Origin of the sequence: Stenotrophomonas sp. CFBP 13725, from assembly GCF_014841935.1 — a bacterium.
Taxonomy (GTDB): domain Bacteria; phylum Pseudomonadota; class Gammaproteobacteria; order Xanthomonadales; family Xanthomonadaceae; genus Stenotrophomonas.
Genome location: NZ_JACYUV010000014.1, coordinates 59,071 through 83,015, shown reverse-complemented (window position 1 = coordinate 83,015; position 23,945 = coordinate 59,071). Strand labels below are relative to the sequence as shown.

18 protein-coding genes are annotated in these 23,945 nt (G+C 65.9%); 8 read left to right on the top strand and 10 right to left on the bottom strand.

Annotation, left to right across the window (positions count from 1 at the left end; genetic code table 11):
* Positions 1-300: 300 nt before the first annotated feature.
* Positions 301-1,515, bottom strand: a complete 1,215-nt coding sequence (locus IFT65_RS17005) for an FAD-dependent oxidoreductase (RefSeq protein ID WP_192082577.1) — start codon at positions 1,513-1,515, stop codon at positions 301-303.
* A gap of 4 nt (positions 1,516-1,519) precedes the next feature.
* Positions 1,520-2,014: a lipocalin family protein gene (locus tag IFT65_RS17000; protein ID WP_188325296.1), complete on the bottom strand. Its 495-nt coding sequence runs from the start codon at positions 2,012-2,014 to the stop codon at positions 1,520-1,522.
* Positions 2,015-2,176: 162 nt separating this feature from the next.
* On the opposite strand from IFT65_RS17000, the gene IFT65_RS16995 reads away from it, so the two are divergent.
* Both IFT65_RS16995 and IFT65_RS16990 read left to right on the top strand, forming a co-directional pair.
* Complete coding sequence (locus tag IFT65_RS16995; protein ID WP_188325295.1) at positions 2,177-2,425, top strand: hypothetical protein; 249 nt, start codon at positions 2,177-2,179, stop codon at positions 2,423-2,425.
* Between the two features lie 120 nt (positions 2,426-2,545).
* On the top strand, positions 2,546-4,918 hold the full coding sequence (locus IFT65_RS16990; RefSeq protein ID WP_192082579.1) for a DUF3772 domain-containing protein: 2,373 nt from the start codon (positions 2,546-2,548) through the stop codon (positions 4,916-4,918).
* Between the two features lie 784 nt (positions 4,919-5,702).
* Here IFT65_RS16990 and IFT65_RS16985 read toward each other — a convergent pair.
* Together IFT65_RS16985 and IFT65_RS16980 are read right to left on the bottom strand one after the other, a co-directional pair.
* Positions 5,703-7,805, bottom strand: a complete 2,103-nt coding sequence (locus tag IFT65_RS16985) for a phosphoglycerol transferase I (RefSeq protein WP_192082575.1) — start codon at positions 7,803-7,805, stop codon at positions 5,703-5,705.
* Positions 7,806-8,166: 361 nt separating this feature from the next.
* Positions 8,167-9,807 (bottom strand): AarF/UbiB family protein, encoded by a 1,641-nt coding sequence (locus tag IFT65_RS16980; RefSeq protein ID WP_342365904.1) that lies wholly within the window; start codon positions 9,805-9,807, stop codon positions 8,167-8,169.
* A 188-nt stretch (positions 9,808-9,995) separates the two neighbouring features.
* Here IFT65_RS16980 and IFT65_RS16975 point away from each other — a divergent pair, with 188 nt between their 5' ends.
* Positions 9,996-10,937 (top strand): DUF808 domain-containing protein, encoded by a 942-nt coding sequence (locus tag IFT65_RS16975; RefSeq protein ID WP_188325292.1) that lies wholly within the window; start codon positions 9,996-9,998, stop codon positions 10,935-10,937.
* A gap of 51 nt (positions 10,938-10,988) precedes the next feature.
* On the opposite strand, the gene IFT65_RS16970 is transcribed toward IFT65_RS16975, so the two are convergent.
* Entirely contained in the window at positions 10,989-12,518 is a 1,530-nt protein-coding gene (locus tag IFT65_RS16970) for a GGDEF domain-containing protein (protein ID WP_192082571.1), read from the bottom strand.
* A gap of 111 nt (positions 12,519-12,629) precedes the next feature.
* On the opposite strand from IFT65_RS16970, the gene IFT65_RS16965 reads away from it, so the two are divergent.
* Positions 12,630-13,265: an NAD-dependent dehydratase gene (locus IFT65_RS16965; RefSeq protein WP_192082568.1), complete on the top strand. Its 636-nt coding sequence runs from the start codon at positions 12,630-12,632 to the stop codon at positions 13,263-13,265.
* 148 nt (positions 13,266-13,413) lie between these two features.
* On the opposite strand, the gene IFT65_RS16960 is transcribed toward IFT65_RS16965, so the two are convergent.
* The 4 genes from IFT65_RS16960 to pdhA are packed head-to-tail and all read right to left on the bottom strand — an operon-like array spanning position 13,414 to position 17,302.
* Positions 13,414-14,808, bottom strand: a complete 1,395-nt coding sequence (locus IFT65_RS16960; RefSeq protein WP_192082566.1) for a dihydrolipoamide acetyltransferase family protein — start codon at positions 14,806-14,808, stop codon at positions 13,414-13,416.
* The gene (locus IFT65_RS16955; RefSeq protein WP_192082564.1) at positions 14,805-15,158 is read right to left on the bottom strand and encodes an SH3 domain-containing protein; all 354 of its coding nucleotides are present in this window, start codon (positions 15,156-15,158) and stop codon (positions 14,805-14,807) included. The genes IFT65_RS16960 and IFT65_RS16955 overlap by 4 nt, the downstream gene beginning before the upstream one ends.
* Before the next feature lies 1 nt (position 15,159).
* Positions 15,160-16,227 carry an alpha-ketoacid dehydrogenase subunit beta gene (locus tag IFT65_RS16950; RefSeq protein WP_188325287.1) on the bottom strand — a complete coding sequence of 356 codons (1,068 nt, stop codon included), beginning with the start codon at positions 16,225-16,227 and terminating at the stop codon, positions 15,160-15,162.
* Positions 16,220-17,302 carry a pyruvate dehydrogenase (acetyl-transferring) E1 component subunit alpha gene (gene pdhA, locus IFT65_RS16945; RefSeq protein ID WP_188325286.1) on the bottom strand — a complete coding sequence of 361 codons (1,083 nt, stop codon included), beginning with the start codon at positions 17,300-17,302 and terminating at the stop codon, positions 16,220-16,222. Before pdhA ends, IFT65_RS16950 begins: the two co-directional genes overlap by 8 nt.
* 349 nt (positions 17,303-17,651) lie before the next feature.
* Between pdhA and IFT65_RS16940 the strand changes: the two genes are divergently transcribed.
* A complete protein-coding gene (locus IFT65_RS16940; RefSeq protein ID WP_192082562.1) occupies positions 17,652-18,506 on the top strand; it encodes a tryptophan 2,3-dioxygenase family protein in 855 nt (284 codons plus the stop codon).
* A gap of 27 nt (positions 18,507-18,533) precedes the next feature.
* On the opposite strand, the gene IFT65_RS16935 is transcribed toward IFT65_RS16940, so the two are convergent.
* On the bottom strand, positions 18,534-20,156 hold the full coding sequence (locus IFT65_RS16935) for an alpha/beta fold hydrolase (protein WP_192082560.1): 1,623 nt from the start codon (positions 20,154-20,156) through the stop codon (positions 18,534-18,536).
* 376 nt (positions 20,157-20,532) lie between these two features.
* On the opposite strand from IFT65_RS16935, the gene IFT65_RS16930 reads away from it, so the two are divergent.
* The 3 genes from IFT65_RS16930 (at position 20,533) to IFT65_RS16920 (ending at position 23,844) form a co-directional block, all read left to right on the top strand.
* The gene (locus IFT65_RS16930) at positions 20,533-22,038 is read left to right on the top strand and encodes an oligopeptide:H+ symporter (protein ID WP_192082558.1); all 1,506 of its coding nucleotides are present in this window, start codon (positions 20,533-20,535) and stop codon (positions 22,036-22,038) included.
* 11 nt (positions 22,039-22,049) lie between these two features.
* Complete coding sequence (locus tag IFT65_RS16925) at positions 22,050-22,643, top strand: thioredoxin family protein (protein ID WP_192082556.1); 594 nt, start codon at positions 22,050-22,052, stop codon at positions 22,641-22,643.
* Positions 22,644-22,737: 94 nt separating this feature from the next.
* The gene (locus tag IFT65_RS16920; RefSeq protein WP_249405203.1) at positions 22,738-23,844 is read left to right on the top strand and encodes a hypothetical protein; all 1,107 of its coding nucleotides are present in this window, start codon (positions 22,738-22,740) and stop codon (positions 23,842-23,844) included.
* Positions 23,845-23,945 lie beyond the last annotated feature (101 nt).

Here is a 23,945-nt window from a genome sequence, read left to right as displayed (position 1 = left end):
AAGGCGCCGCGTTGCTCGCCGAGCGTGGCTCGGCGCTACCGTCAGGGTGTCGTACGGGCGGTCAGCGGTAGCCGTGCGGTGTTGGTTTGGGCGGGGCCGGACGGCCGGCGGCTGATGGAGAAGGCGCCGCGTTGCTCGCCGAGCGTGGCTCGGCGCTACCGTCAGGGTGTCGTATTGGCGGTCAGCGGTAGCGTGCGGTGGTGGCCCGGGCGGGGCCGGACGGCCGGCGGCTGATGGAGAAGGCGCCGCGTTGCTCGCCGAGCGTGGCTCGGCGCTACCGTCAGGGTGTCGTACGGGCGGTCAGCGTTCCAGCCGCTCGAACGAGAACAATGCTTGCAGCGGGTGGCGTCGGCGTTCGATGTTGGCACGCAGCAGCCCGGCGCCGATCGTCGAATAGGTGATGCCGTTGCCACCGTAGGCCATCGCGAACTGCACCCTCGGGCCCCATTGCGCGTGCGCGCCGAAGAAGGGCAGCCCGTCGGCGGTTTCGGCGAACGTCCCGGCCCACGCGAACGCGGGGGTGGGATCCAGCGCAGGGAACCACTGCTTCAACCCTTTCAACAGCTTCTTCGACTTGCTGTCCACCCGCCGGTCGCGGCGCGCGGGCACATCCACCGTGTCGTCCAGGCCGCCCAGCAGCAGTCGCTTGTCGCCCGTGCTGCGCAGGTAGAGATAGGGGCGTGCGCTCTCCCACACCATCGTACTGGCCAACGCGCCCAGTTGGTCTTCGTGCAGGGGGTCGGTGATCAACGCGTAGCTGCTGCGATTGCGCGCGACGCGCTTGTCCAGCCATTGCTGGTTGGCGTAACCCTGCGCCAGCACCACGTGCTTCGCGCGGATCTCCACCCCGGATTCGGTGCGGGCGGTGACGCCGCGTGTGGTGGGCTGCAGGGCATGCAGCACGGTGCGGTCATGCACGTGGCCACCGCGCCGTTTTACCCGCTCCAGCAAGCGGTAGGTCAGGCAGTACGGATCGACACGGGCAGCCTGACGAGTCAGCAGCGCGCCGACGCCATCCATGCCCATGCGCTCGCGCAGCGCGTCGCTGTCCAGCCAGCGCGCATCCAGGCCGTGTCGTCGGCGTGCGGCACCTTCGTCCTGCAGCACCGCCACATGGCGCGACTTGCTGGCCAGGTACACGCTGTCCATCTGCTTGAAGTCCACCCCGCGCAGGCCGGATGTCACCTCGCGCAGCTGTGTCAGCGCGTCCGCACAGGCCTGGTAGGCCAGTGCGGCATCGTCCTCGCCGTACTGCTTGGCGAGGTCCACCAGGTGGGTATCGATCTCATACTGCAGCAGCGCCGTGCTGGCTGCCGTGCTGCCCCAGCCGATGTCGCGCTGTTCGATCAGCACCACCTCGTGCCCGTGGGCAGACAGTTCATCGGCAATCAGGGCGCCGGTGATGCCTCCCCCTACGATCAGCACGTCGCAGTGCAGGTCAGCCTCCAGCGGAGGAAACGCCTGGATCAGCCCATTGCGGATGGACCAGTACGGGTAGCCACTCTTCAGGTCCATGGGATCAGGCCGTCGGGTTGCCGGTGTGCGGGGTATCAATCAGTTTGGACAGATCGAAGCCCTGCTGGCGCGCAGTGGCCAGATAATGATCGCGGATGGTCTTGTCCAGGTGCGGGGTACGCGAAAGCAACCACAGGTAGTCACGATCCGGGCTGCCGACCAGCGACACGCTGTAGTCGGGCGCGATCTGGATGACCCAGTAGTCGCCCTTGGTGAAGGGCAGCCAGCGCAGGCCCTTGGGCAGGAAGCTGACGGCAAGCCGGGCGCTGTCATTGTCGACCACGCTTGCTTCGCCGATGGCCTCCTCGATCTCGCCCTCCATGCGGCAGCGGTTGTGCACGCGGATGTTGCCGTCGTCCTGCAGGCTGTAGTGGGCCGACACATCGGTGCAGGCCTCCGGCTCGTGGCGCATCGGCAGGCGCGCGATTTCGTACCAGGTGCCGAGGTAGCGCGGCAGCTTGAGATCGGGGACGGTCTTGAGGTCGTTATGGGCGGTCATGGGTCTTGTCCCTGAAGGGGTAGGCCACCTTGCCGCCCGTGCCGACATGGACAGGTGAAACCGCCTTCTCGTGGCGTAGCCGCAACGCTGCGTAACAGGGGATGGCTTTAACGGGCCGCTGTGCGGGCCCATGCTGATGGCACGTACCAAGGAGTGATGCTGATGTACCAGGTGATCCTGCTGAAAACCGAATCCAGTTTCGAACGCGCCCGCTGGGAGCAGGCCGAGGACGTGGTGGAGCACGACGGCGTGACCTATACGCTGCGTGCCGGTCCGCGCCAGCCGCTGCCGACCGACCACGCGTGGGACCCCATTGCGGTGTATGCCCCGGAAGAGATCCCGGAAGAGGATTTCCAGGACTGGTACCTGGCCCAGCAGCCGCAGGTGGAAGAGCTGCGCCTGAAGTACTGATCCGTTCACCACGTGGGTCGTCGTATAGTCCGCGCACGCGCGGTGGTCCGTGCATGACGGTGCCTTGTTTTGTCTCTTTCCAGCCTGATAGCCAAGCGCGGTGCCCTTGCCGGCCTGCTGATGTTCCTGTTCCTGCTCAGTGCCCCCTCGTTGGCGCAGGAGCCGGCCGAGCTGACCCCCGAAGCGCAGGTGACCCGGGCGGAGGCCACGCTGAAGGCCGCCCGGGCATCGCTGGAGGACGCCGAGACCCCCGACACGCTGGCGACGCTGAGCGAGCGCGCGCAGTCGGCCAAGGATGATGCGAATGCGGCGGCCAAGGCGCTGCAGCCGCAGTTGGCGCAGCTGACCGAACAGTTGGTGCCGCTGGGCGAGGTGGCCGAGGGCAGCACCGAGGCCCGCGAAGTGGCCGTGCAGCGGACGAGCCTGACCAAGCAACGCAACGCGGTAGACGGCACGATCAAGCGCGCCGAGCTGGCCGTGGTCAACGCCAATCAGCTCACCGCCGACATAGAAAAACTGCGCGCCAGCCAGTTCAGCGAAGAGCTGGGCCGCAAAGTGGCCTCGCCGCTGTCACCGGCCCTGTGGGCACAGGTGGCGGCGACGGCACCGACCGATACCACCCGGGTGCTGGCCCTCTATCGGCTGGGGACGGGCGCCGTACGCGATGCGGTGAAGCGCAAGGGCTGGGGCCTGCCGCTGCTGGGCCTGGGCGTTGCACTGGTGCTGTTCTTCCCTGTGCGACTGTGGCTGCGCGCGCTGGGACGGCGGTACGCGGCCGCAGAGCATGCCCCCAAGGGCCGCCTGCGCCGCACCGGTCTGGCCGTATGGCTGTTGGTGGTCGGCACGCTGCTGCCGGGGCTTGCTGCGTGGGCGCTGGTGTCGGCGATGGACGCGGTGGGAGCCATCCCGCCGCGTCTGCAAACCCTGTCCAACTATTTCCTGGGGGCGACGTGTTTCTCCGCCTTCATCGTCGCGCTGAGCTCGTGTCTGCTGGCCCCGAAGCGCCCGTCGTGGCGGCTGCTGGAACTGGACGACCGGGCCGCCGGCAACCTGCGCAAGTATGCGTGGAGCGCGGCAGTGGTGAGCTGGGTAAGCATCATGCTGGCGGCCGTGGACCGGGCGGCGCGCACCAGTGAGATCAACACCATCGCCCTGGACGGGGTGATCGCACTGATCTACCTGTGCCTGATCATGGCCATGCTGGTGACCTTGTCCCGCCTGCATCGGCGGCAGACCGCCGAGGCCGCCGAGCGTGCCGAAGCGCAGGCTGCCGATTCGCGTGCACGCGGTCCGGCCCAGCGCAGTGGCTGGATCGTACTGACCCGCGTCGCCGGCAACGTGGTGGTGGTGGCGGCGATCATTGCCTCGCTGCTGGGCTATCTCAATTTCGCCAAGTTCGTGACCTCGCAGCTGGTATGGGGCGGCATCGTCGCGCTGACGACCAGTCTGCTGCTGAAATTCGCCGATGACCTGTGCACGTGGATGTTGCACCCGGACAGCCGGGTTGGCCGTACCGTGGTGCTGACCACCGGCTTGAGCGCGGCGCAGGTGGAACAGGCGGGCGTGCTGTTGTCTGCGTTCAGCCGCATCGCGCTGGTGCTGATGGCGCTGCTGATCTTCACCGCACCGTTCGGCAATCTTGGTTCGGTGATGGGCAGCGTTGAGGCACTGTCGGACGGCATCCCGATTGGCCCGGACATCAGGCTGCAGCCCGGCAAGATCCTGCTGGCCGTGGTGGTGCTGCTGGGCGGCCTAGCGCTGATGCAGGCCCTGCAGCGCTGGCTGGTCGATACCTACCTGCCGAAGACCGAGCTGGACTCGGGTGCGCAGAACTCGATCAGTACCGTGGCGCGCTATCTGGGCATCATCCTGGCGGTGCTGTGGGCGCTGGGTGCACTGGGTATCGGCTTCGGGCAGCTGGCGCTGGTGGTCAGTGCGTTGTCGGTGGGTATTGGTTTCGGCCTGCAGGCGATCACGCAGAACTTCGTGTCCGGCCTGATATTGCTGGCCGAGCGGCCGGTGAAGATCGGCGACTGGATCAAGATCGGTGACCAGGAAGGCGACATCCGCCGGATCAACGTGCGCTCCACCGAGATCACCGTGGGCGACAAGTCGACGCTGATCGTGCCGAACTCGGAGCTGATCACCAAGACGGTGCGCAACATGACCATGGGCAGCGCGCAGGGCCGCATCCAGATCCAGTTCACCCTGCCGTTGAATGCAGACGTGGCAGCGGTGAAGCAGGTGCTGCTGGACAGTTACGAGGCGCATTCGAGCGTATTGAGCGACCCGGCGCCATCGGTGTTCATCGATTCGATCAGCGGTGGCCAGGTGGCGATCAACAGCTTTGCCTACGTGCCCAGTCCGCGGCAGGTGTACGGCACCCGCAGCGACCTGTTCTTCACCCTGCTGCAGGAATTGGCCGCGCGGGATATCGCGTTGTCTGCGCCCACGGACATCCACTTGGTACGTGACCCCGACGCCGCAGGTTGAGTCTGCGGCTCGGGTTGGAGCCAGTGCAGCAAGCAAAGGCAACAGCAACGGCAACAGCAACGGCGATAGCTGCAGGGCTGTGTGCTGGTGGGGCGGGGTGGGTTGGCGGGGGACGGCAAGGGCCGCATCCATGCGGGCCTCGTTTCGCGCCATCCATGGCGCTCAACGCCCCCGCCAACCCACCCCGCCCCACCTTCGACAGGTCCATGGCGGCCATGGAAGTTGTCGGACATGCGGACATCGGTAGCGCCGACCCATGGTCGGCGAGCGCAGCGGGTCGTTGGCGGAAACACTCCGCCGAGCACGGCTCGGCGCTACCGCTTTCGACAGGTCATGGCGGCCATGGAAGTTGTCGGACATGCGGACATCGGTAGCGCCGACCCATGGTCGGCGAGCGCAGCGGGTTGTTGGCGGAAACATTCCGCCGAGCACGGCTCGGCGCGGCTGCCTTCGTCAGGTCATCGCGGGCATGAGGGCCGTCGGACATGCGGACATCGGTAGCGCCGACCCACGGTCGGCGAGCGCAGCGGGCCGTTGGCGGGAACATTCCGCCGAGCACGGCTCGGCGCTACCGCTCTTTCTTCATTTTTTCTGCGCGGGTGGCGGGCACCGAAACCTGTCAGAGGGCCGGGTGGTGGGGCTGGGCGGGGGCGTTGAGCGCCATGGATGGCGCGAAACGAGGCACGCATGGATGCGGCTATTGCCGTCCCCCGCCCAGCCCCACCGCCCGGCCCAGCACCAGATACAGCCTCCCCACTCGCGAGGGGCTCAGCCGTTCGACCCACTATCCGCGTGGACGCCGCGATGGCACCAGCGCAAAAGTATCCACGGCGAGCTTCTCGGCATGGTTCAACCATGCGCGGATCTCCAGATCATCCACTTCATGATCCAACCCAAAGCTCAGGTTGATGCGGCCGCTCGCATCGGGCTGCACCCACTGCTGGGCGAGCACCACCTGCCGCTGCGACGACACTGCTTCGATCCAGAAGCCCCGCTGCGGCTGTGTACTGGCCACCAGTTCCAGCATGTACTGGCCAGCACGGGTACGACGGCCCTTGTCGGTGATCATGTGGGCCTGGCGAACGCTCGGACGCGGACCATCGAAGGCATCCAGCGCTGCATCCACCTGCACACCACCGCGCAGGTCATCATCGCGATACAGCTTGATCCCGTTTTCGCGGTTGACCAGCAACGCGCACCAGTCACCGTCGGCCGATCCATCCTCAAAGGCGGTGCAGCGGTCTACATAAGCCAGCGTGCTGTCCTTGTCGGCTTCATCGAATTGGCGCGACGTGTTTTCCAGGTAGACCGTCTTCAGTGCCCAGTCCTTGTCGTACTCCAGCAGCACCGGCGGCTGCACATGTTGCACGCCGACGATCACCTGGTTGCTGTCGTCGATGCGCAGTTCGCGCGTTGGCTCGCCCAGCCACAACGAGCGGGCAAAGGCGAGGTACTTGGGATAGTCGCGTCCGTTGTCCTTGCGTGCGGCGACGCTGGCACTGGCCGGTCGCTGCGGATCGATCAACGAGCGGCCGAAGCCGATGCGCTGGATGGCAGGATCCAGCAGGCTGAGCAGGGTCGCCCCGCTGTCGAGCGTGGTGGCATCGTCCACCTGCAGCTGGCGCGGCTCGATGTCCTTGCCGACGAACAGCAGCAGGTTCTCGCGCTCCTGCTTGGCCAGCACGTGGCTGAGGTCGTTGGGCATGGCCAAGTGATCGGATGACACGACGATCAACGTGTCCTTGCCATGCGGGCTGGCCTGGATACGCTCAACCAGCTGTGAGATCAGGCGATCCGTGCACTTCAGCGCGTTGAGCAGGCCGATGTTGCCGTGCGGGCTCTCGTAACGCTCGTTCTTGCACGACACCGGCAGGTGGCCGGCCGGGTGATGGGTGTCCATCGTCAGCGTGGTGAGCATGAAGGGTTCGCCCGCACGCGACAGCTGCTCGAAGCGGCGATAGGCGGTATCCAGCAGCACGTCGTCATGCACGCCCCACGCGGAGTAATGGATGCGACCGACCTTCTTCTGCTGTTTGAACCAGGCAAGGTCGTGCACTTCGTCAAAGCCATGGCTGGCGAGGAACTGCCCCTTGCCGGCGAACTGACCGTTGGCGCCCCCCAGGTAGTGGTTGGTGTAGCCCTGCTGCTTGAGGTAGTCGCCGAGGCAGACGGCTTTGGGCAGGAAACTGCCCATGCGGTCCATGCTGTTCTCATCGCCCTGCGCGGTCGTCAGTGGTACGCCACACATCGATGCGACCAGTCCGGCGATGGTCCAGCCGCTGCCCTCCGGCGAATCCAGACCGCGCACATCCAGCGAGCGCGCCGCCAAGCGGTTGAGATTCGGCATCAGGCCGGGGAATACGCTCTCGTCGAGATAGGTGCGTTCCAGGCTTTCGCCGTATATCCAGACGATGTTGCGCGGGCGCTGCAGCGGCTGCGTCGGCACCTGGTATTCCGGGGCGATCTCAGCGAAATCGACCGGGCGCAGCTGGTAGTAAAGACGCTGGCCGTCGGCGAACAGCGGGCTGACACACACGGCCAGCAACCATAGTCCCGTGAAGCTGGCGAACAGTGTCTTGCCGCGGCCGGGTCGTTGCCAGCGCTTGATGCGTACAAGGGCAAACGGCAGCAGGGACACCAGCAGCAGGGCAATGTAGCCCGCGATGACCTGCTTGAAATCGGAGACACCGGCGCCTTCCATATCGGCGCCCAAGTGGTACAACGTGGCCGCATTCAATCCGTCGCCGGACAGCTGGTCCACCAGCCACCAGGTGCTCAGGGCGATCAGCAGTACCGAAAGCAGGCCGGCCTTCCACCACAACCATTTACTGGAAACCAGCAACAGCCAGGCAAGCACGAACAGCGTAAGCAACAAAATCCAGAGCATGGGCATATTCGGCAGTGACGGAGGTGGTGATGGACGTCGTACCGACGCGTGTCCATCTCGACCGGACTGCCAACCACAACAACATGACAGACCGATGACCCGATCATGCCTGCACGAACCTGACTGAAATGTTTGCCGAAAACGACAAAAGTGGATAGATCGTCAGCTTTGTGGCGTCGGTGTGAATCGCGCGATAGCGCGCGGGGTGATGCGCATCGGTAGAGCCGACTTCAGTCGGCTGGCATCAACCGTAATGCGCCAGCAGCCGACTGAAGTCGGCTCTACCGGGCTGCTGGCATCGAGCGTGGTGCACGAGCAGCCGACTGAAGTCGGCTCTACCGACCGGCTCTACCCGTTGGCTCTACCGATGGCCGCGTTCTTCGCGGGCGCGGGCGCGGCGGTCGAACAGTAGTGCGCTGGTGATGATGCCCAAGCCGAGGAATACGCCGATCAACATCAGTATCATCGCGATCGCGGGGTAGCCGAACAGATGCACGCCGTTGTCCACTTTCATCATCAGCGCCGATGCCAGGATCAGCGCGGCGGTGACGATGCCGGCCGACACGCGATTGGCGATCTTCTGCAGGTTTTCCATCAGGCGCGATTCTTCCAGTCCCGTCACCTTCATCTGCAGCCGGTTTTCAGCCAGCAATGCGAGGATGTCGGTCATCTTGCGGGGGCCGACGCGCAGCAGTTCCTGCACCTCCATCGCTTCGCTGGCCAGGTTGGCCGCCGACAGTGATTTCTTCAGCCGCGCGCGCATCACGTGCTGCAGCTGCTTCTCGACGATGCGTCGCGTATCCAGTGTCGGTGACAGCAGGCGGCACACCGTTTCCAGGTTCAAGAGCGCCTTGCCGATCAGGCTCAGCTCCGGCGGCGTGCGCAGGCCGCTGGCGGTGGCGATGCGCACCATGTCCAGCACCACGCGGCCTTCGGAGTAGTGATTGCTGGCGGCGTACCGCGCAATCATCTGGCCGGTCTCGCGCAGGTAGCGTTCTTCTTCGAACGACTCCAGCCGCGTGCTGATCGCGATGATCTCGTCGGCGACTTCCTCGCCACGGCCATCCACCGCGGCGAACAAGACCTTCAACAGACGCTCGCGCAGGCGCGGCGGCATATGCGCGACCATGCCCAGGTCAAAGATGGCCAGTCGGCCGTCGTGGGTCACGCGCAGGTTGCCGGGATGCGGGTCGGCGTGGATCTCGCCGTGCACGAAGATCTGGTCCAGGTAGCCGCGGATCAGCGCAGCCGCCAGCGGGTCCATCGAGTGTTCGGTGCGCCGGATATCGGGAATCATGTCCACGCGCACGCCGTCGGCCAGCTGCATCGTCAGCACGCGGTGACTGCAGTAATCCCAGATGGGCTGCGGTACCCACAGCGGCTTGAACGGTCGCAGGTGTTGGCCGAAGCGCTGCAGGTTCTCTGCTTCTGCCTGGTAATCCAGCTCCTGCATCAGGGTTTTGGCGAACTCGTTCAACCAGTCGCGCAGGCGCACACGGCGCCCCACCTGGGTCAGGTGGTCGGCGGCCAGCGCAAAGCTACGCAGCGCTTCCAGATCTGATCGCAGCTGCGCGGCGACCTCGGGCTTCTGCACTTTGACAGCGACTTCGCGGCCATCGCGCAGCGTGGCACGGTGCACCTGGGCAATGGAGGCGCAGCCCAGCGGAACGGGGTCGAAGCTGGCGAACAACGTGGAGACGGTGGCGCCCAGTTCCTTCTCGATGATGGCGTGAATTCGCTCCACCGGGATCGGCGCGACGCTTTCCTGCATCCGCTCCAGCGCCGTGGCGAACTCCACCGGCACCATGTCCGGCCGGGTGGAGAGCATCTGCCCCAGCTTGACGAAGGTCGGGCCGAGGGATTCCAGGTCGGTGACGAACTGCTCCGGGTTGCCGTCCGGCGGCACGTCGGGTGCGCCTGCAGCGTCCAGGTTCATGCCGGAGAACACGCCGGAATTGCGGTAGCGCATCAACAGCCGCAGGATCTGGCTGCGGCGGTTCATGCCGGTGATCAGCGGCGGGTTGGCAGACGCGGCAGGCGGGTTGTTCAAGCAGGACTCCGCGATGGTGCAGGAGGCCCAGTGTGGCGGGGGCAAGGTGGTGGAGTGGTGAATCCGGTGGTGTCTTTTGGGATTCACGCCTTTTAGGTCAGAATCCGCCTTCTTCCTCCCCCTCTGATGATGGACCCTCCATGGCCGGTGCCAGCCTGTTCACCCTGCTCGACGACATCGCCACACTGCTGGACGATGTGGCGGTCCTGACCAAAGTCGCCGCGAAGAAGACCGCCGGTGTGCTGGGAGACGATCTGGCGCTCAATGCACAGCAGGTCACGGGCATGAGCGCGAACCGCGAACTGCCGGTGATCTGGGCGGTGGCCAAGGGCTCGTTCGTCAACAAGCTGATCCTGGTGCCGGCCGCCTTGGCGATCAGCGCCTTGGAGGCGTGGTTGAAATCCCGCGGGTACAACGTGCCGCTGATCGTGCCATTGATGATGCTGGGCGGTGCTTTCCTCTGCTACGAGGGCGTGGAGAAGCTGGCACACCGCTTCCTGCACCCGGCCGAGGAAGACGAAGCGAAGCAGGCAGAGCGTCGGCAGGCGCTGGCCGACGACACGGTGGACATGGTGGCCTTCGAGAAGGACAAGGTGAAGGGCGCGATCCGCACCGATTTCATCCTGTCGGCCGAGGTGATCGTGCTGACCCTGGGCGTGGTGGTGTCTTCCGGCGCGGCCTTCATGCAGCAGGTGCTGACGCTGAGCGTGGTGGCCGTGGCGATGACGGTGTTCGTCTACGGACTGGTCGGCGGCATCGTCAAGATCGACGATGCAGGTCTCTACCTGGCGAAGAAGGGCGGTGCGGTGGCCGCCTTCGGACGCGGCATGGTGGCCGGTGCCCCGTGGCTGATGAAGTTCTTGTCCATCGCCGGTACGGCCGCGATGTTCCTGGTCGGCGGAGGCATCCTGGTGCACAACGTGCCGCCGTTGCACCACTGGGTGCTGGAGCATGGCGGCGAAGGCCAGTGGGCCTGGCTGATCAATGCGCTGGTGAACGTGGGCGTGGGCCTGGTGGTCGGCGCGCTGGTGCTGGGGGCGGTGATGCTGGTGCAGAAGCTGCGCGGCAAGCCCGCACACTGAAAGCTGGACGGCCGGCGGCCGTCACTACCAAAAGCGGCCGTCACTACCGGGTCAACCGGCCTGTACGCGGTTGCGGCCCTCGCGCTTGGCCGCGTACAGGGCCTCGTCGGCGCGTCGCAGCAGGGTGTCGGCGCTGTCGGTCGGCTGCCACTGCGTCAGGCCGGCGCTGAAGTGCACCGGCACGCGGTGCTCCTGCACGTGCAGCACGCGCTGCGCCAGCGAGCGCTGCAGGCGCTGCAGGGTGGACATGCTGTCGGCCCCGGGGGTATCGGGCATCACCAGCACGAACTCGTCGCCGCCCAGCCGCGCCACGCTGTCACTGGCCCGCAGCAGCAACTGGCAGACACTGACGAAATGGCGAAGCACGGCGTCACCGCCTGCGTGACCGTACTGGGAATTGGTCTGGCCGAACTCGTCCAGGTCGATCACCGCCACCGACAGCGCGCTGCCGCCCCGCGATGAGCGGGCGAGTTCGGATTGCAGCAGGTCGTCCAGGCCGCGCCGGTTGAGTGCGCCGGTCAGGGGATCGGTGCGGACCAGATCGGTCACTTCCCGCAGGTCATTCTCCAGCTGGGCGATGCGCTGTTCGGCCACTTCCACTTCCAGCCGCGCATTGGCCAGATGATCGCGGGCCTGCGCGGCCTGCTGCTGCACGCGACCGGTGTCGTGCAGCACGCCCTGCAGCAGCTGGTTGAGATCGGCGATGCTGCGCGCCTCGCGCAGGGCCAACGCGTAGCTGCTGATGCGATCGTGGTACTCACCGGTGCTGTTGGCCATGCCATCAAGCTGCTGCACGAAATCGCCCATCAGCCCGCGCATGGCCGCCTTGGAATCGGCGATGCCCTGCTTGAGCAGGCCCTGTTTGTAGATCACCTGGCGCAGCTCGGCGCGGGTGCGTTCGACGGCCGCCGTATCCAAAGGACCGGCCAGCAGCTGGCGCACCGCATCGATCTGTCCGTGCAGCCACGCGCCGTCGTCCAGCAGCTCGCTGATGTTTTCCAGCAGCAGGTCGAACAGGCCCAACAGCAGTTCGTCGCGTTCCTGCCACGCCTCGCTGCGTACGCCGATCTGGTGGCCCAGCTCGCGCAGGTTGTTTTCCAGTCCATCCAGCGGCTGCCCGGGCTGCCACTGCTTCCATGCGGCGGCCTGGGTGATGGCCTGCTCGCGCAACTGCGGGTCGTGCTGCAGCAGGCTGGCCACGGTGATGCCCAGCACGTGGCGCAGCTGCTCGCGCAGGCGCTCGCTGTCGGGCTGGCCGGCCGGGGAATGCTGTTCGATGGTGCGGATGTATTTGTCGATCAGCTGGCGCATCGCCCGGCCATAGCGCGGCCAGTCCGCGCTGGCCTGCGCCGATTGCAGGCGGTCGCCCATGTCGCCCAGCTCGCCGGGAAGGGTCGCCATGCCGTCGGCGAACGCCGCCAGCAGCGTCTCTGGCTGCTCTGCGCCGATGAAGATCTGCTGCAGCGTCCGCCCATCGACGCGGCGCGGGCCCGCATCGGACGTTGCCGGTGCGGCACGCACATGCGCCAGCGGCCCGAGTTGGGTGCCGGCGGCAGGGCGTGGTACAGGGCGGTCCGTCATGCGGTGATCCGTGGGGAGGTGGGGGCTGGTGACAGCATATCGGCGCGGTCGACGTTGGCTTTATACCTGTCCAGCCCTCACGATGGCAGCAACGCGCCATGGGAGAGGACGATGCGGGTGATGCTGCTGGGAGCAACGGGTCTGGTGGGTGGCCAGGCGCTGCAGATTCTGTTGGAGGATACGCGCTGCACGGCGCTGATCGCGCCCACGCGACGCCCGCTGCCGATGAGCGCGGCAAAGCTGGACAACCCGGTGCTGGATTTCGAGCAGCTGCCCGGTACCGCGCCGTGGTGGGCGGTGGATGCGGTGGTCTGCGCGCTGGGCAGCACGTTGGCCCAGGCCGGCAGCCGCGAGGCCTTCCGGCGCATCGACCATGACTACCCGCTCACCTTTGCCGGCCAGGCACATGCGCATGGCGCCGCGACGTTCGTGCTCAATTCGGCGGCGGGCGCGGATGCGGGCTCGCGGTTCTTCTACAACCGCGTCAAGGGCGACCTGGAGCAGGATCTGCGCGAGCTGGGCTTTGATTCGCTGACCCTGGTGCGGCCGGGGCTGATCGGCGGCGAGCGCGCGCAGAAGCGCACAGGGGAACATCTGGCATCGAAGGTGCTGGGCCTGCTGGGTCCGGTGCTGCCGCGCGGTTGGCGGATCAATCCGGCGGAGAAGATCGCAGCGACGCTGGTGGAAGCGGCGTTGGTGCCGCGGGCGGGCGAACACGTGGTGGCTGCGCGGGACCTCGCGGGCTGAGCCCACGAGTGTTTCGCTGACGGCCAGCGGCCGTCACTACCGGACAAGCGGGGGGGGCTTGGTTGGGGCAGGTTCCCTTGCCCTGCAAAGGAACCTGCCCGCTACGCCTTCCGGGTTTCGTTGACGGCCCGCGGCCGTCCCTACCAGATCAGTTGGCCAGGGCCAGATCGTCCATCATGGTGCGCAGGAAGCGTGCCGCCTCACCGCCGGTGGCGGCGCGGTGATCGAAGGTCACCGACAGCGGGATCACCTTGTGCGCTTCCACGCCGCCCATCACCGGGGTCATCTGGTGACGGGCGCGACCGGCGGCCACGATCGCCACGCACGGCGGCACGACCACCGGGGTGGCGTAGCGACCGGCGAACATGCCGAAGTTGGACAGTGAGATCGTGTAGCCGCTCAGTTCGGAGGCGGCGATCGAGCGCCCTTCCACCTGCTCGCGCAGGCGGTTGACGCCCTCGCGGATGCCACGTGCGTCCAGCATGTCCGCGTTGCGCAGGGCCGGCACGAACAGGCCGTCATCGGTGTCCACCGCGATGCCCACGTCCACGTGCGCATGCAGGGTGCGGGTCAGCGCCTCGCCATCGAACCAGGCGTTGAGCGCCGGCACCTTCTGGCAGGCGACCACGATCGCCCGCACCAGGCGGCCGGTCATGTCGGTGCCCGGCTGCCAGGCATGGATGTCGGCGTCGTCGTTCAGCGTGGTCGGTACGACCTTGCTGTGCGCGTCGGCCATGACACGGGCCATGTTGCGACGCACGCCCTTCAGCTGCTCCGGCTGGCCCTTGGCGACCACGCCCGGCGGCTGGGTGCGCATCGGCTTGCCGGCGGCGGACATCGGCGCGCGCTGGCTTTCCACGCGGGCCGGGGCCGGTGCGGCCATCGCCTGCATGGCGGCCGGCGCAGGTGCCGATCCGACCTTGGCGCTGCCATCGGCGGCCGCCTGCTTCACGTCCGCCATCGTCACTGCATTGTCGGTGCCACTGGCACGCACGCGCGACAGGTCGACACCCAGCTTGCGCGCCATGGCCCGCACGGCGGGTACGGCCTTGACCCCGCCCACGGCCACCGCCTGTTCGGCGTGCACGGTGTTGGAGCTCTGCATCGCGCCCACCACGGTGCCAGCGTCATCGCGCTCGCCACCTTCCTTGATCTCACCCCCCTCGTCAGAGGCCACCACCTTGTCCGGCTGTGCCGGAGCGGGCTGGCCGGTGCTCGGCGTGGGCGACGGTGCTGCGGGTGCGGCATGGCCATGGCTGTGGCCGGTGTCCTGGCCATCGGCACGCTGCGGCATGTTCGGGTCGATCTCGAAACTGGCCAGCACGGCACCGGTCGGGATGATGTCGCCCGCTGCGCCGGACAGCTTCAGGATCTTGCCGGAGACGGGCGAGGGCACCTCGACCACGGCCTTGGCGGTTTCCATCGATACCAGCGGCTCGTCCAGCTTGATCGTGTCGCCTTCCTTGACGAACCATTCCACGATGGTCGCGTCCGGCAGGCCTTCGCCCAGGTCGGGCAGGTTGAAATTCTTGGTCTGGCTCATGTGCAGTTCTCTTCCAGCAGTTCCAGTTCGCGGGCCGGCAGCCAGCCCGTCGCGCCGTTTGCGCGCTCGGACCACCACCAGCCCCCATGTTCGTGATGTAGCCGTACCATCTCGCCGTTTTCCACATCCAGCTCGCGTGCATCGTAGTCGCGCAGGGCTTCCGCGCGACCCTCATCAAGCGGCTGCAACCACGCGACCGGTGCCCAGCCGGCGCGCCCATCCGTGGTGCGCACCCAGGCAAAGGCCGGCCATTCTTCGTCACGTACACCGACTTCGACGATCTGGCCGGTGTGGAACCGGAGCGGGTTGGGATACTGGCTGCGATACGGGCCAAGCAGGCGGGCCCACATATCAGCCTGCCGCAATGGCGCGTTTGGCGGCCGTCACGATCCGCTCCACGCTGGGCAGGTACTTCATTTCCAGGCGGAACAGCGGAATGTGCGTGTCATAGCCGGTCACGCGCTCCACCGGGGCCAACAGGTCGTACAGCGATTCCTCGGCCAGGCGCGCGGCGATCTCCGCACCGAAGCCCGCCGTCTTCGGCGCCTCCTGCACGATCACGCAGCGACCGGTCTTGGCGACCGATTCGGCGATGGTGGCGAAGTCCAGCGGACGCAGCGTGGCGACGTCGATGACTTCGGCACTGATGCCTTCACCGGCCAGCTTGTCGGCCGCTTCCAAGGCTTCCTTCACCTGCGCGCCCCAGGTCACCAGGGTCACGTCGGTACCGTCGCGCAGCACGAAGCACACATCCAGCGGCAGCGCCTCGCCATCGTTGACCACCACTTCCTTGTACTGGCGGTAGATGCGCTTGGGCTCCATGTAAATCACCGGATCCGGCTCGCGGATCGCGGCCAGCAGCAGGCCATAGGCACGCTGCGGCGAAGACGGCAGCACCACGCGCAGCCCCGGCACGTTGGTGAAGATGGATTCGTTGGCTTCGCTGTGGTGTTCCGGTGCACGGATGCCACCGCCCCACGGCACGCGCAGCACCATCGGGCAGTGCAGGCGGCCACGCGTACGAGTACGCAGGCGCGCGGCATGGCAGATGATGTGGTCGACCATCGGGTACATGAAGCCGTCGAACTGCGCTTCGGCCACCGGCTTCATGCCTTGTGCGGCCAGGCCGATGGTCAGGCCGGCGATCGTGGTTTCATCCAGCGGGGTATCGAGGATGCGGTTGGCGCCGAAGCGCTGCTGCAGGCCGGCGGTGGCGCGGAACACGCCGCCGTTGACGCCGACGTCCTCACCCAGCACCAGCACCGATTTGTCGTGCTCCAGCTCCCAGGCCAATGCCTGGGTGATGGCTTCGATCAGGGTGATGGGCGTAGTGGTCATGACCGTGTCTCCACCGGCGACAGCAGCGCTGTCGGCGGCATTGGTGCGGGAAGCAGGAGCGCCGTGCTTGATCTCATCCATGACGCTGCTCCAGGGCGATGGCAGCAGCGCGCTGGGCCAGCAGGTCCGGCGGCGGATCGGCGTACAGGAAGTCGAACATCGCCTCGACCGGCTGCACCGGCGTGTTGAGGTACTGGTTCACGTCCTCGTCCACGCGCGTCCCGCACTCCTCGATCCACGCCTTTTCTTCGGCTTCGCTCCATACGCCCTGCGCGGTCAGGTACTTGCGCAGGCGCAGCATCGGCTCCAGCAACCAGGCATCCTTCACTTCGGCATCGTCGCGGTAGCGGCGTGCGTCGTCGGCGGTGGTGTGGTCGGACAGGCGATAGGTCATCAGCTCCAGCACGGTGCCGCCATTGCCGGACAGGCCGCGTTCGCGCGCCTGTTCCATGGCGGCCAGCACGGCGATCAGGTCGTTGCCGTCCACCTGCAGGCAGTGCAGGCCACCGGCCAGCCCCTTCTGCGCGAGCGTTTCGGCACCGGTCTGCGCCGAGCGCGGAACGGAGATGGCCCAGCCATTGTTGACGATGCACAGGATCAGCGGGAGCTTGTAGGCACCGGCGGAATTCAGTGCGGCATAGAAGTCGGTCTTGGAGCTGCCACCGTCGCCACAGACGGCCACGGCGACCTGTTTTTCGTCGTTGAGCTTGAACTTCAACGCAGCACCGGCAGCATGCAGGCACTGGGTGGAGATCGGCACGCAGAACGGGAAGTCCTTGGCCGCATTGCCACCGTAGTCGTTGCCACGCTCGTCGCCGCCCCAGTACATCAGCACGTCGTACGGGCGCACGCCGCGCATGAACATCGCGCCGTATTCGCGGTAACTGGGCGCGAACACATCGCCCACCGCCATGGCCGCGCCGATGCCCACATGCGCCGCTTCGTGGCCCAAGCAGGCGGCGTAGGTGCCCAGCTTGCCGGTGCGCTGCAGGGCGATGGACTTGCTGTCGAAGACGCGCACATAGAGCATCTGCTTGAACAGCGGGACCAGCACCTTGGGATCCCGCAGGGAGGCGGGCAGGTCATCACGGACGAGCTTCCCGTCCGCGTCCAGGTATTGGAGATATTCGATCTTGAACTCAGCAGCAACTGTCATTGCGGACGACACCTTCGACAGGAAGTTACAAATGATATGAATTGCCATGTTAAGGACGGCATAGGAAAAAGCTGTCCTGCGGCGCAGCAAGAGTTTGCCCGTTCAGTGCGCGTGTCCCTGCGCAGAACGCCAGCAACAGCAACGTATTCAGCCGATGCTGCACAGCACCACATTACCCCTCCGGCGCGGTCAGTGGCACAGGTGGGAAGCGGTTCCACGCGCCAGTGCGCTGTATTTCACGTTCCACGCAACAGGGGCGATCACCTGGGAATGGATCGGGTGCGGTGGCGTTGCTCGTCCCAGGCCTGCGCCCTGCTACGCTTTGCGGCCTTTGACCGGTCCTGCCCCCATGTCCGTCGATAACAACCAACGCGATCTCGAAGCCGGTATCCATACGGATCTACAGGATCGGCTGACCTACGGCGGCTATCTTCGGCTGGACCAGCTGCTGGCGGCGCAACAGCCGCTGTCCAGCCCGCCGCATCACGACGAGATGCTGTTCATCATCCAGCACCAGACCTCGGAGCTGTGGCTGAAGCTGCTGGCGCACGAACTGCGTGCGGCGATCAGCTTCCTGCAGCGCGACCAGGTCTGGCAGTGCCAGAAGGTGCTCGCGCGCAGCAAGCTGGTGCTGCGCCAGCTGACCGAGCAGTGGTCGGTGCTGGAAACGCTGACGCCCTCCGAGTACATGGGGTTCCGCGACGTGCTGGGGCCGTCTTCGGGCTTCCAGTCATTGCAGTACCGCTACATCGAGTTCCTGCTGGGCAACAAGAACGCGCAGATGCTGAAGGTGTTCGAGCATGACGTGGCGGGCCAGCAGCGCCTGCGCGAGACGCTGGAGGCCCCCAGCCTGTATGAGGAATTCCTGCAGTATCTGTCCCGCTTCGGTCATGACATCCCGGCGCAGTACCTGCAGCGTGACTGGAGCCAGCCGCACGTGGCCGACGATGCACTGCACCCGGTGTTCGAGCGCATCTACCAGAACACCGATAAGTATTGGCGCGAGTACGCACTGTGCGAAGACCTGGTGGATCTGGAGACCGCCTTCCAGCTGTGGCGCTTCCGCCATATGCGCACGGTGATGCGGGTGATCGGGTTCAAGCGCGGCACCGGGGGTTCTTCCGGCGTCGGGTTCCTGGCCAAGGCGCTGGAGCTCACGTTCTTCCCGGAGCTGTTCCAGGTGCGGACAACGCTGGAGGGGTGAGCTCCAGCGCGGTGCCCGGGTGCGGTGTCAGCGGTCTGCAGGCATGTGCTGCAGACCGCGCGATTGACGCGCGCGTGCTTCGATCTGGCGCAGTTTGTCCGTGGTCGGCTGCACGGACGTGGGTGCATGCTCGCAGACATGCAGGCGTCCGGGTCGGATGCCGTCGGCCATGAACGCGGTAGTCACCCGATCAACGCACGATGAAACGCCGTTGTAGATCATTCCATGGCCTTGCAGTCCAGCGGCGTAGACGATGGAGGCGGAGGGAATGGAGGTGAACGCATTGAATGCGGTTGCGCGCGGGGTGAATGCATCGAACTCCATCTGCAGCACCATCAGGTTCCGTACTGCATTCAAACCTGCCATGTCGGGTCTTGCGGGTACTGAAACCGGCCAATACGCACAGGGTTGATGGCTTTCCGTACTGCCCCCGACCGGGTTTTCGCGCGCTTGTCGATTCCCCATATCGTCCCAGAAAGACGGCGGCTGAATGGCTTCCGAGCTGTTGCACAGAACCGTGTACTGGACGGAACTGGTCGGGTTCAGGTCGAGTGGACTGGGCGATTCCGGAGCACTGAACCAGTCGACGGCCGCATGCTGCGCGGATCGTCGAGCCGCTGCGTCCACATCGGGATCATCGCTGAAGTGATGGCCCGTGATGCGTTCATCCAGCGCCTTTGCGTCCATGTCGGGCGATTCGCGCAACCAGGATTGAAGCACGCGCGCGGCCATCAATGACTCGACGCTGCCAAGGCTGTACCTGACGGTGTCGCGGAAAACCGGCTCCAGATCGGCAAACAGGTCATCGATTGCCTGCGCATCCGTGCCCAGCCCATACACCTCGGGCCGTGCAACAGCACGCTCGACCAGGAAACGCTGGTAGATCACTTGGCGGGCGTCTGATTTGGGAATGGCGGTGTACTGGATGCCCTTGGTCCAGTCGACGTTGGAATCCAGAATCATCCGATCAACGTGGTCGGGGAACAGGAGGCCATACCATGCGCCCAGTTCGGTGCCGTAGGACACGCCCCAGTAATTGATTTTTTCCTCACCCAGCTGAGTTCGCACCAGATCCATGTCACGTGCGGTCTGCTCGGTGGTAATGAATCGCGACCACGGGTGGGCGCTGCATCCAGCGGCGATGACGGCGGCATTCTCATTGATGGCGATCAGATTTGCGCTTGAACGGTCATCCGTAATCCGGCCGTAGGGTTTCAGCACGGCCGAGGATCTACAGCGCAGTTCGCTCCCTGAGCTCAGCCCGCGGGGCTGTACCGCGATAAGGTCGTGGCGCTCGGAGATCCGGTGTTTGTCGCTCGCCCCACCTGCCTCAGCCTCCCAGTTGGCGGGCAAGCTGGCGGTGAAGAACATGGCGCCCAGTCCAGGCCCGCCGGGGTTCACCATCAGCACGCCGCGTCGCTCGGCCGGATGGGCGGCGCGCACGCGGAGCAGTTCGAGTGTCAGCGTGCCGGGCACTGACCCCGCATGATCCAGTGGGACCTGGGTTTGTGAACACTGCAGGCGGTCTCCAAGACGGGGAAAGCTGCTTGAAATATCGTCCGGGCAGGAAGTCCACTCCAGGGGAGCGGCGGACGCGGAGGCACCCATCAGGAGGGGCGCCATGGCCAGTAGCGGGGTCAATCGCTTCATGGAAAGTCCAGAAAGTAGGATGAGATGACCCTGAGCCGCACGCAGCAATCAGCGTCGTTCCTGACCCTACGTGGACCCTGCCGGGGTGTCTTTGAGCCGATGTGCGGAAGTCAGTCGGTAAAAGCGCGTGGTGATCGATGATCGATAACCGACATAGACGTGTCGTGTGTAGTGGCCAGCAATCAGGGCAGATGCGTCTGCTGCCGGTTCAGCTTCCTTGCCAGGAAGCTGAATTCGTTGCATTTGCAAGTTCAGCGAGCACGCGGCCTCTTGTTGCGATAAGCGTGTATTTGACGTGAACGCCAGAAGTCGGTGATGCTCGCGCGTTACGCCGGCACAGGGACGTGTCTGTCATCCACCGAACCAGGAATCCCGCATGAGCCTGAACGCCACTGCGAATACCCCCGAACCGGCTGTGCCGGAGTTCAAGACACTGCTAGGCCACCCGCGTCCGTTGTGGATGCTGTTCATGGCCGAGTTCTGGGAGCGCTTTGCGTTCTACGGCATCCGTTGGGCGATGGTGTTGTACATCGTGGCCCAGTTCCACGGCGGCGATGCCACCGGTGAACGGCCCGCCAGCGAGCTCTACGGCGCCTACCTGGCCCTGGTCTACGCCGGCGCGATCTTCGGTGGCTATGTCGCTGACAAGTTGATCGGGTTCCAGCGCTCCATCCTGCTGGGCGCTCTGTTCATGGCCGTCGGCCTGTTCATGCTGGCCTCGCCGACCGAGCTGCTGTTCAAGCTGGGCCTGGCCACCATCATCGTTGGCAATGGTCTGTTCAAGCCGATCATCTCCACGCTGGTCGGCAAGCTCTATCTGCAGGGCGATGCCCGCCGTGACTCCGGTTTCACCATCTTCTACATGGGCATCAACCTGGGCGCGATGATCGCCCCGGTGATCACCGGCTGGCTGGCGCGTGAGATCTTCGGCACCGACGCGATGCCGCATTACCAGATCGTCTTCATCTGCGCCGGCGTGGGCATGCTGGTGAGCCTGGTGTGGTTCTGGCTGGGCCGCAGCCAGCTGAAGGGCATCGGCGCGCCGGCACCGGGCCAGGAAAGCAATGGTCGCGTGGGCCTTGTCGCCATCGTCGGCGCCATCATCGGTGTGCCGCTGTTCTACTTCCTGCTGACCATCGACGCGCAGGCGCTGCAGATGCTGCTGATGGCGCTGTTCATCGTGCCAGCCGTGATGCTGCTGGTGGAAGGCGTGCGCACGGGCACCGTGGCGCGCGACAAGGTCATCGCGATGCTGGTGATCTTCATGTTCAACGTCCTGTTCTGGATGTTCTTCGAACAGGCCGGCAGCTCGTTCACCTTCCTGGCCGATCGCATCGTCGACCGTCAGTTCGGTGACTGGACCTTCCCGCTGGAGTGGTTCCAGTCGGTCAACTCCATCGCCATCATCACCCTGGCCCCGCTGCTGGCGTGGATGTGGGTGAAGATGGGCCGCGCCAATCCGTCCATCCCGCGCAAGTTCGGCCTGGGCCTGGTGTTCAACGGCCTGGCCTTCCTGCTGCTGATGGTGGCCTTGTCGAGCATGGTCGACGGCGCGGGCAAGATCCCGTTCTGGACGCTGTTCATGGTGTACGTCATCCAGTCCGTGGGTGAGCTGTGCCTGTCGCCGATCGGCCTGTCGATGACCACCAAGCTTGCCCCGGCACGCCTGGGCGGCATGGCGATGGGTTGCTGGTTCCTGTCCATCGCCATCGGCAACAACCTGGCGGGCATCTTCGCCGGGCGGGTCAGCGGCGAAGGTGGCATGACCGTGCAATCCGCGCATGCCGGGTATACCTTTGGTTTCTACGCGTTGGTGGGCTCGGGCGTGCTGCTGTTCCTGGTGGCACCGCTGATCCAGAAGCTGATGCACGGCGTCAAGTAAGAGGAAAGCGCATGCGCAGGACAACAGGTTGGATATCCATGGGGCTGCTGGCCGCTGCATTGGCCGCGTGCTCGCAGTCCACTCCGGAGGCCAGCCAGGCGCCCGCGCAACCGCTTGATACGCGCCCCACCGGGACACCGGCCGCTGATCCCAGCGTGCCGGTGTCCTCGGGCAACAGCCCGGCGGCGGCGGATATCGCCGCCATCGCGGCGCTGAATGCCGCATTCGATCCGGCCCGTGACCCGGCCACCGACCTGGAAATGGCCAAGGTCGAAGCACAGCGCGGCAACAAGCGCATCATCCTGGACGTGGGCGGTGAATGGTGCCCGTGGTGCCACATCCTCGACAGGTTCGTCGAAGGCGATGCGGAAGTGCGCCGCCTGCGCGATGCGAACTACATCTGGATGAAGGTCAATTACAGCGAAGACAACGAGAACAAGGTCTTCCTGTCGCAGTACCCGGAAGTGAAGGGTTACCCGCATCTGTTCGTGCTGGATGCCGAAGGCGGCCTGCTGCATTCGCAGTTCACCGGCGAGCTGGAACAAGGCAAGAGCTACGACCGGGCGAAGTTCCTCGCCTTCATGAAGGAATGGGCGCCGCGCTGATCGCGCGGGTGCCGGACTCAACTTCACCTCGCGGCCGCCGCTAACGGCAAGGTACCGACGCCACGCTGATCGTGGCGCGCGACCGGAGCGGCCGATGCACAGCGACCTTCTTGACCATCCCCCCGCCGACACCGTGGGCTTGCCGCCGGTGGCGGTGCTGATGGATGACAGCGTGGGCGACGCGGCGGTGTCTGCCGCCGCGACGGCCGTGCACACGCTGCCGATCGTCGGGCTGCCGGACAACACCGTGCTGGCGGCGGCGGTGCAGAAGCTGGTGGAACAGAAAGCACAGCTGGACCTGCTGGCACGCGATCCGAAGCTGGCCGGCCTGTTGCCGGCGGAGTGGATGGGCCCGGGTGCGCGTGCGCTGGATATCGGCAGCTTCGTGCAGAGCGTCCTGCCGTTCCTGCGCACGGCCGAGCGCGGCCAGACCGCGCCCGTCCGCCTGCCGCTGCGCCACGTGCTGGGTGACAGTGGGCGCTGGAGCAAAGCGGACGTGGCCGAGCCACAGTCGCTGGCGTGGTTCCTGGCCAGCGACGAACGCGCGATGGCCGGTAGCAAGGATCACGCCGAGGCCTATCTGGTTGGCGCACTGGGGCTGGGCTGGATGCAGGAAGGACGCAGCCGCCCGGGCTTCCTGCGTGCGATGGGCGTGGAGACGCTGGCCGCGCGCACGAGCATGTTGGATTACCCTCCGGCCGAGGAGCTGTCGCTGTACACCGCCACCGCCCATGGCCAGCCGCAGCTGTGGTGCGTGCACGGCCGTCGTCGCCTGCGCGCGCTGCCGGCGCCGTGGCTCAGCGTGCCGCTGCTGACCGCCTACGGCGTGTCGGCGCCGGTGCCGTGGCCGGCCAGCTACCCGGCGGCGGACGAAGTGGCCGGTGCGTTGGCGTTGGCCGGGCAGGGCCGGATCGCGCCGGAAGTGGACCTGCCCAAATTGGCACGCAGGATGGCTGAAGACGCGAGTGGCGAAGCATGGCAGCCGGTCAGCCTGCTGCAGTTGGGTACATGGATGCCGCGCTGGCGCTTCTTCCTGGCGGCGTTTGTCGGCCTGCCGTCGGTACTGCTGGTGACCGCCGCATTGGCGCTGCCGGGCGCCATTGAAGCGGCCACCGTGGCGGCATCGCTCGGCTTCGCCGCCGGGGCCATCGGCGCCCTGGCCGCGCCGTGGGTCTACGCCCGCCGCAAGCATCTGAGCTGAGAGCCGAGGGGTAGAGCTGAGGGTAGAGCCGACTTCAGTCGGCTGCCTTGGCTTGAAGCAGCCGGCTGGTAGAGCCGACTTCAGTCGGCTGCCTTGGCTTG

Coding starts and splice junctions, on each gene's coding strand:
- IFT65_RS17005 (WP_192082577.1), bottom strand. CDS start 1,515: ATGGACCTGAAGAGTGGCTACCCGTACTGGTCCATCCGCAATGGGCTG.
- IFT65_RS17000 (WP_188325296.1), bottom strand. CDS start 2,014: ATGACCGCCCATAACGACCTCAAGACCGTCCCCGATCTCAAGCTGCCG.
- IFT65_RS16995 (WP_188325295.1), top strand. CDS start 2,177: ATGTACCAGGTGATCCTGCTGAAAACCGAATCCAGTTTCGAACGCGCC.
- IFT65_RS16990 (WP_192082579.1), top strand. CDS start 2,546: ATGTTCCTGTTCCTGCTCAGTGCCCCCTCGTTGGCGCAGGAGCCGGCC.
- IFT65_RS16985 (WP_192082575.1), bottom strand. CDS start 7,805: ATGCTCTGGATTTTGTTGCTTACGCTGTTCGTGCTTGCCTGGCTGTTG.
- IFT65_RS16980 (WP_342365904.1), bottom strand. CDS start 9,807: ATGAACCGCCGCAGCCAGATCCTGCGGCTGTTGATGCGCTACCGCAAT.
- IFT65_RS16975 (WP_188325292.1), top strand. CDS start 9,996: ATGGCCGGTGCCAGCCTGTTCACCCTGCTCGACGACATCGCCACACTG.
- IFT65_RS16970 (WP_192082571.1), bottom strand. CDS start 12,518: ATGACGGACCGCCCTGTACCACGCCCTGCCGCCGGCACCCAACTCGGG.
- IFT65_RS16965 (WP_192082568.1), top strand. CDS start 12,630: ATGCGGGTGATGCTGCTGGGAGCAACGGGTCTGGTGGGTGGCCAGGCG.
- IFT65_RS16960 (WP_192082566.1), bottom strand. CDS start 14,808: ATGAGCCAGACCAAGAATTTCAACCTGCCCGACCTGGGCGAAGGCCTG.
- IFT65_RS16955 (WP_192082564.1), bottom strand. CDS start 15,158: ATGTGGGCCCGCCTGCTTGGCCCGTATCGCAGCCAGTATCCCAACCCG.
- IFT65_RS16950 (WP_188325287.1), bottom strand. CDS start 16,227: ATGGATGAGATCAAGCACGGCGCTCCTGCTTCCCGCACCAATGCCGCC.
- pdhA (WP_188325286.1), bottom strand. CDS start 17,302: ATGACAGTTGCTGCTGAGTTCAAGATCGAATATCTCCAATACCTGGAC.
- IFT65_RS16940 (WP_192082562.1), top strand. CDS start 17,652: ATGTCCGTCGATAACAACCAACGCGATCTCGAAGCCGGTATCCATACG.
- IFT65_RS16935 (WP_192082560.1), bottom strand. CDS start 20,156: ATGAAGCGATTGACCCCGCTACTGGCCATGGCGCCCCTCCTGATGGGT.
- IFT65_RS16930 (WP_192082558.1), top strand. CDS start 20,533: ATGAGCCTGAACGCCACTGCGAATACCCCCGAACCGGCTGTGCCGGAG.
- IFT65_RS16925 (WP_192082556.1), top strand. CDS start 22,050: ATGCGCAGGACAACAGGTTGGATATCCATGGGGCTGCTGGCCGCTGCA.
- IFT65_RS16920 (WP_249405203.1), top strand. CDS start 22,738: ATGCACAGCGACCTTCTTGACCATCCCCCCGCCGACACCGTGGGCTTG.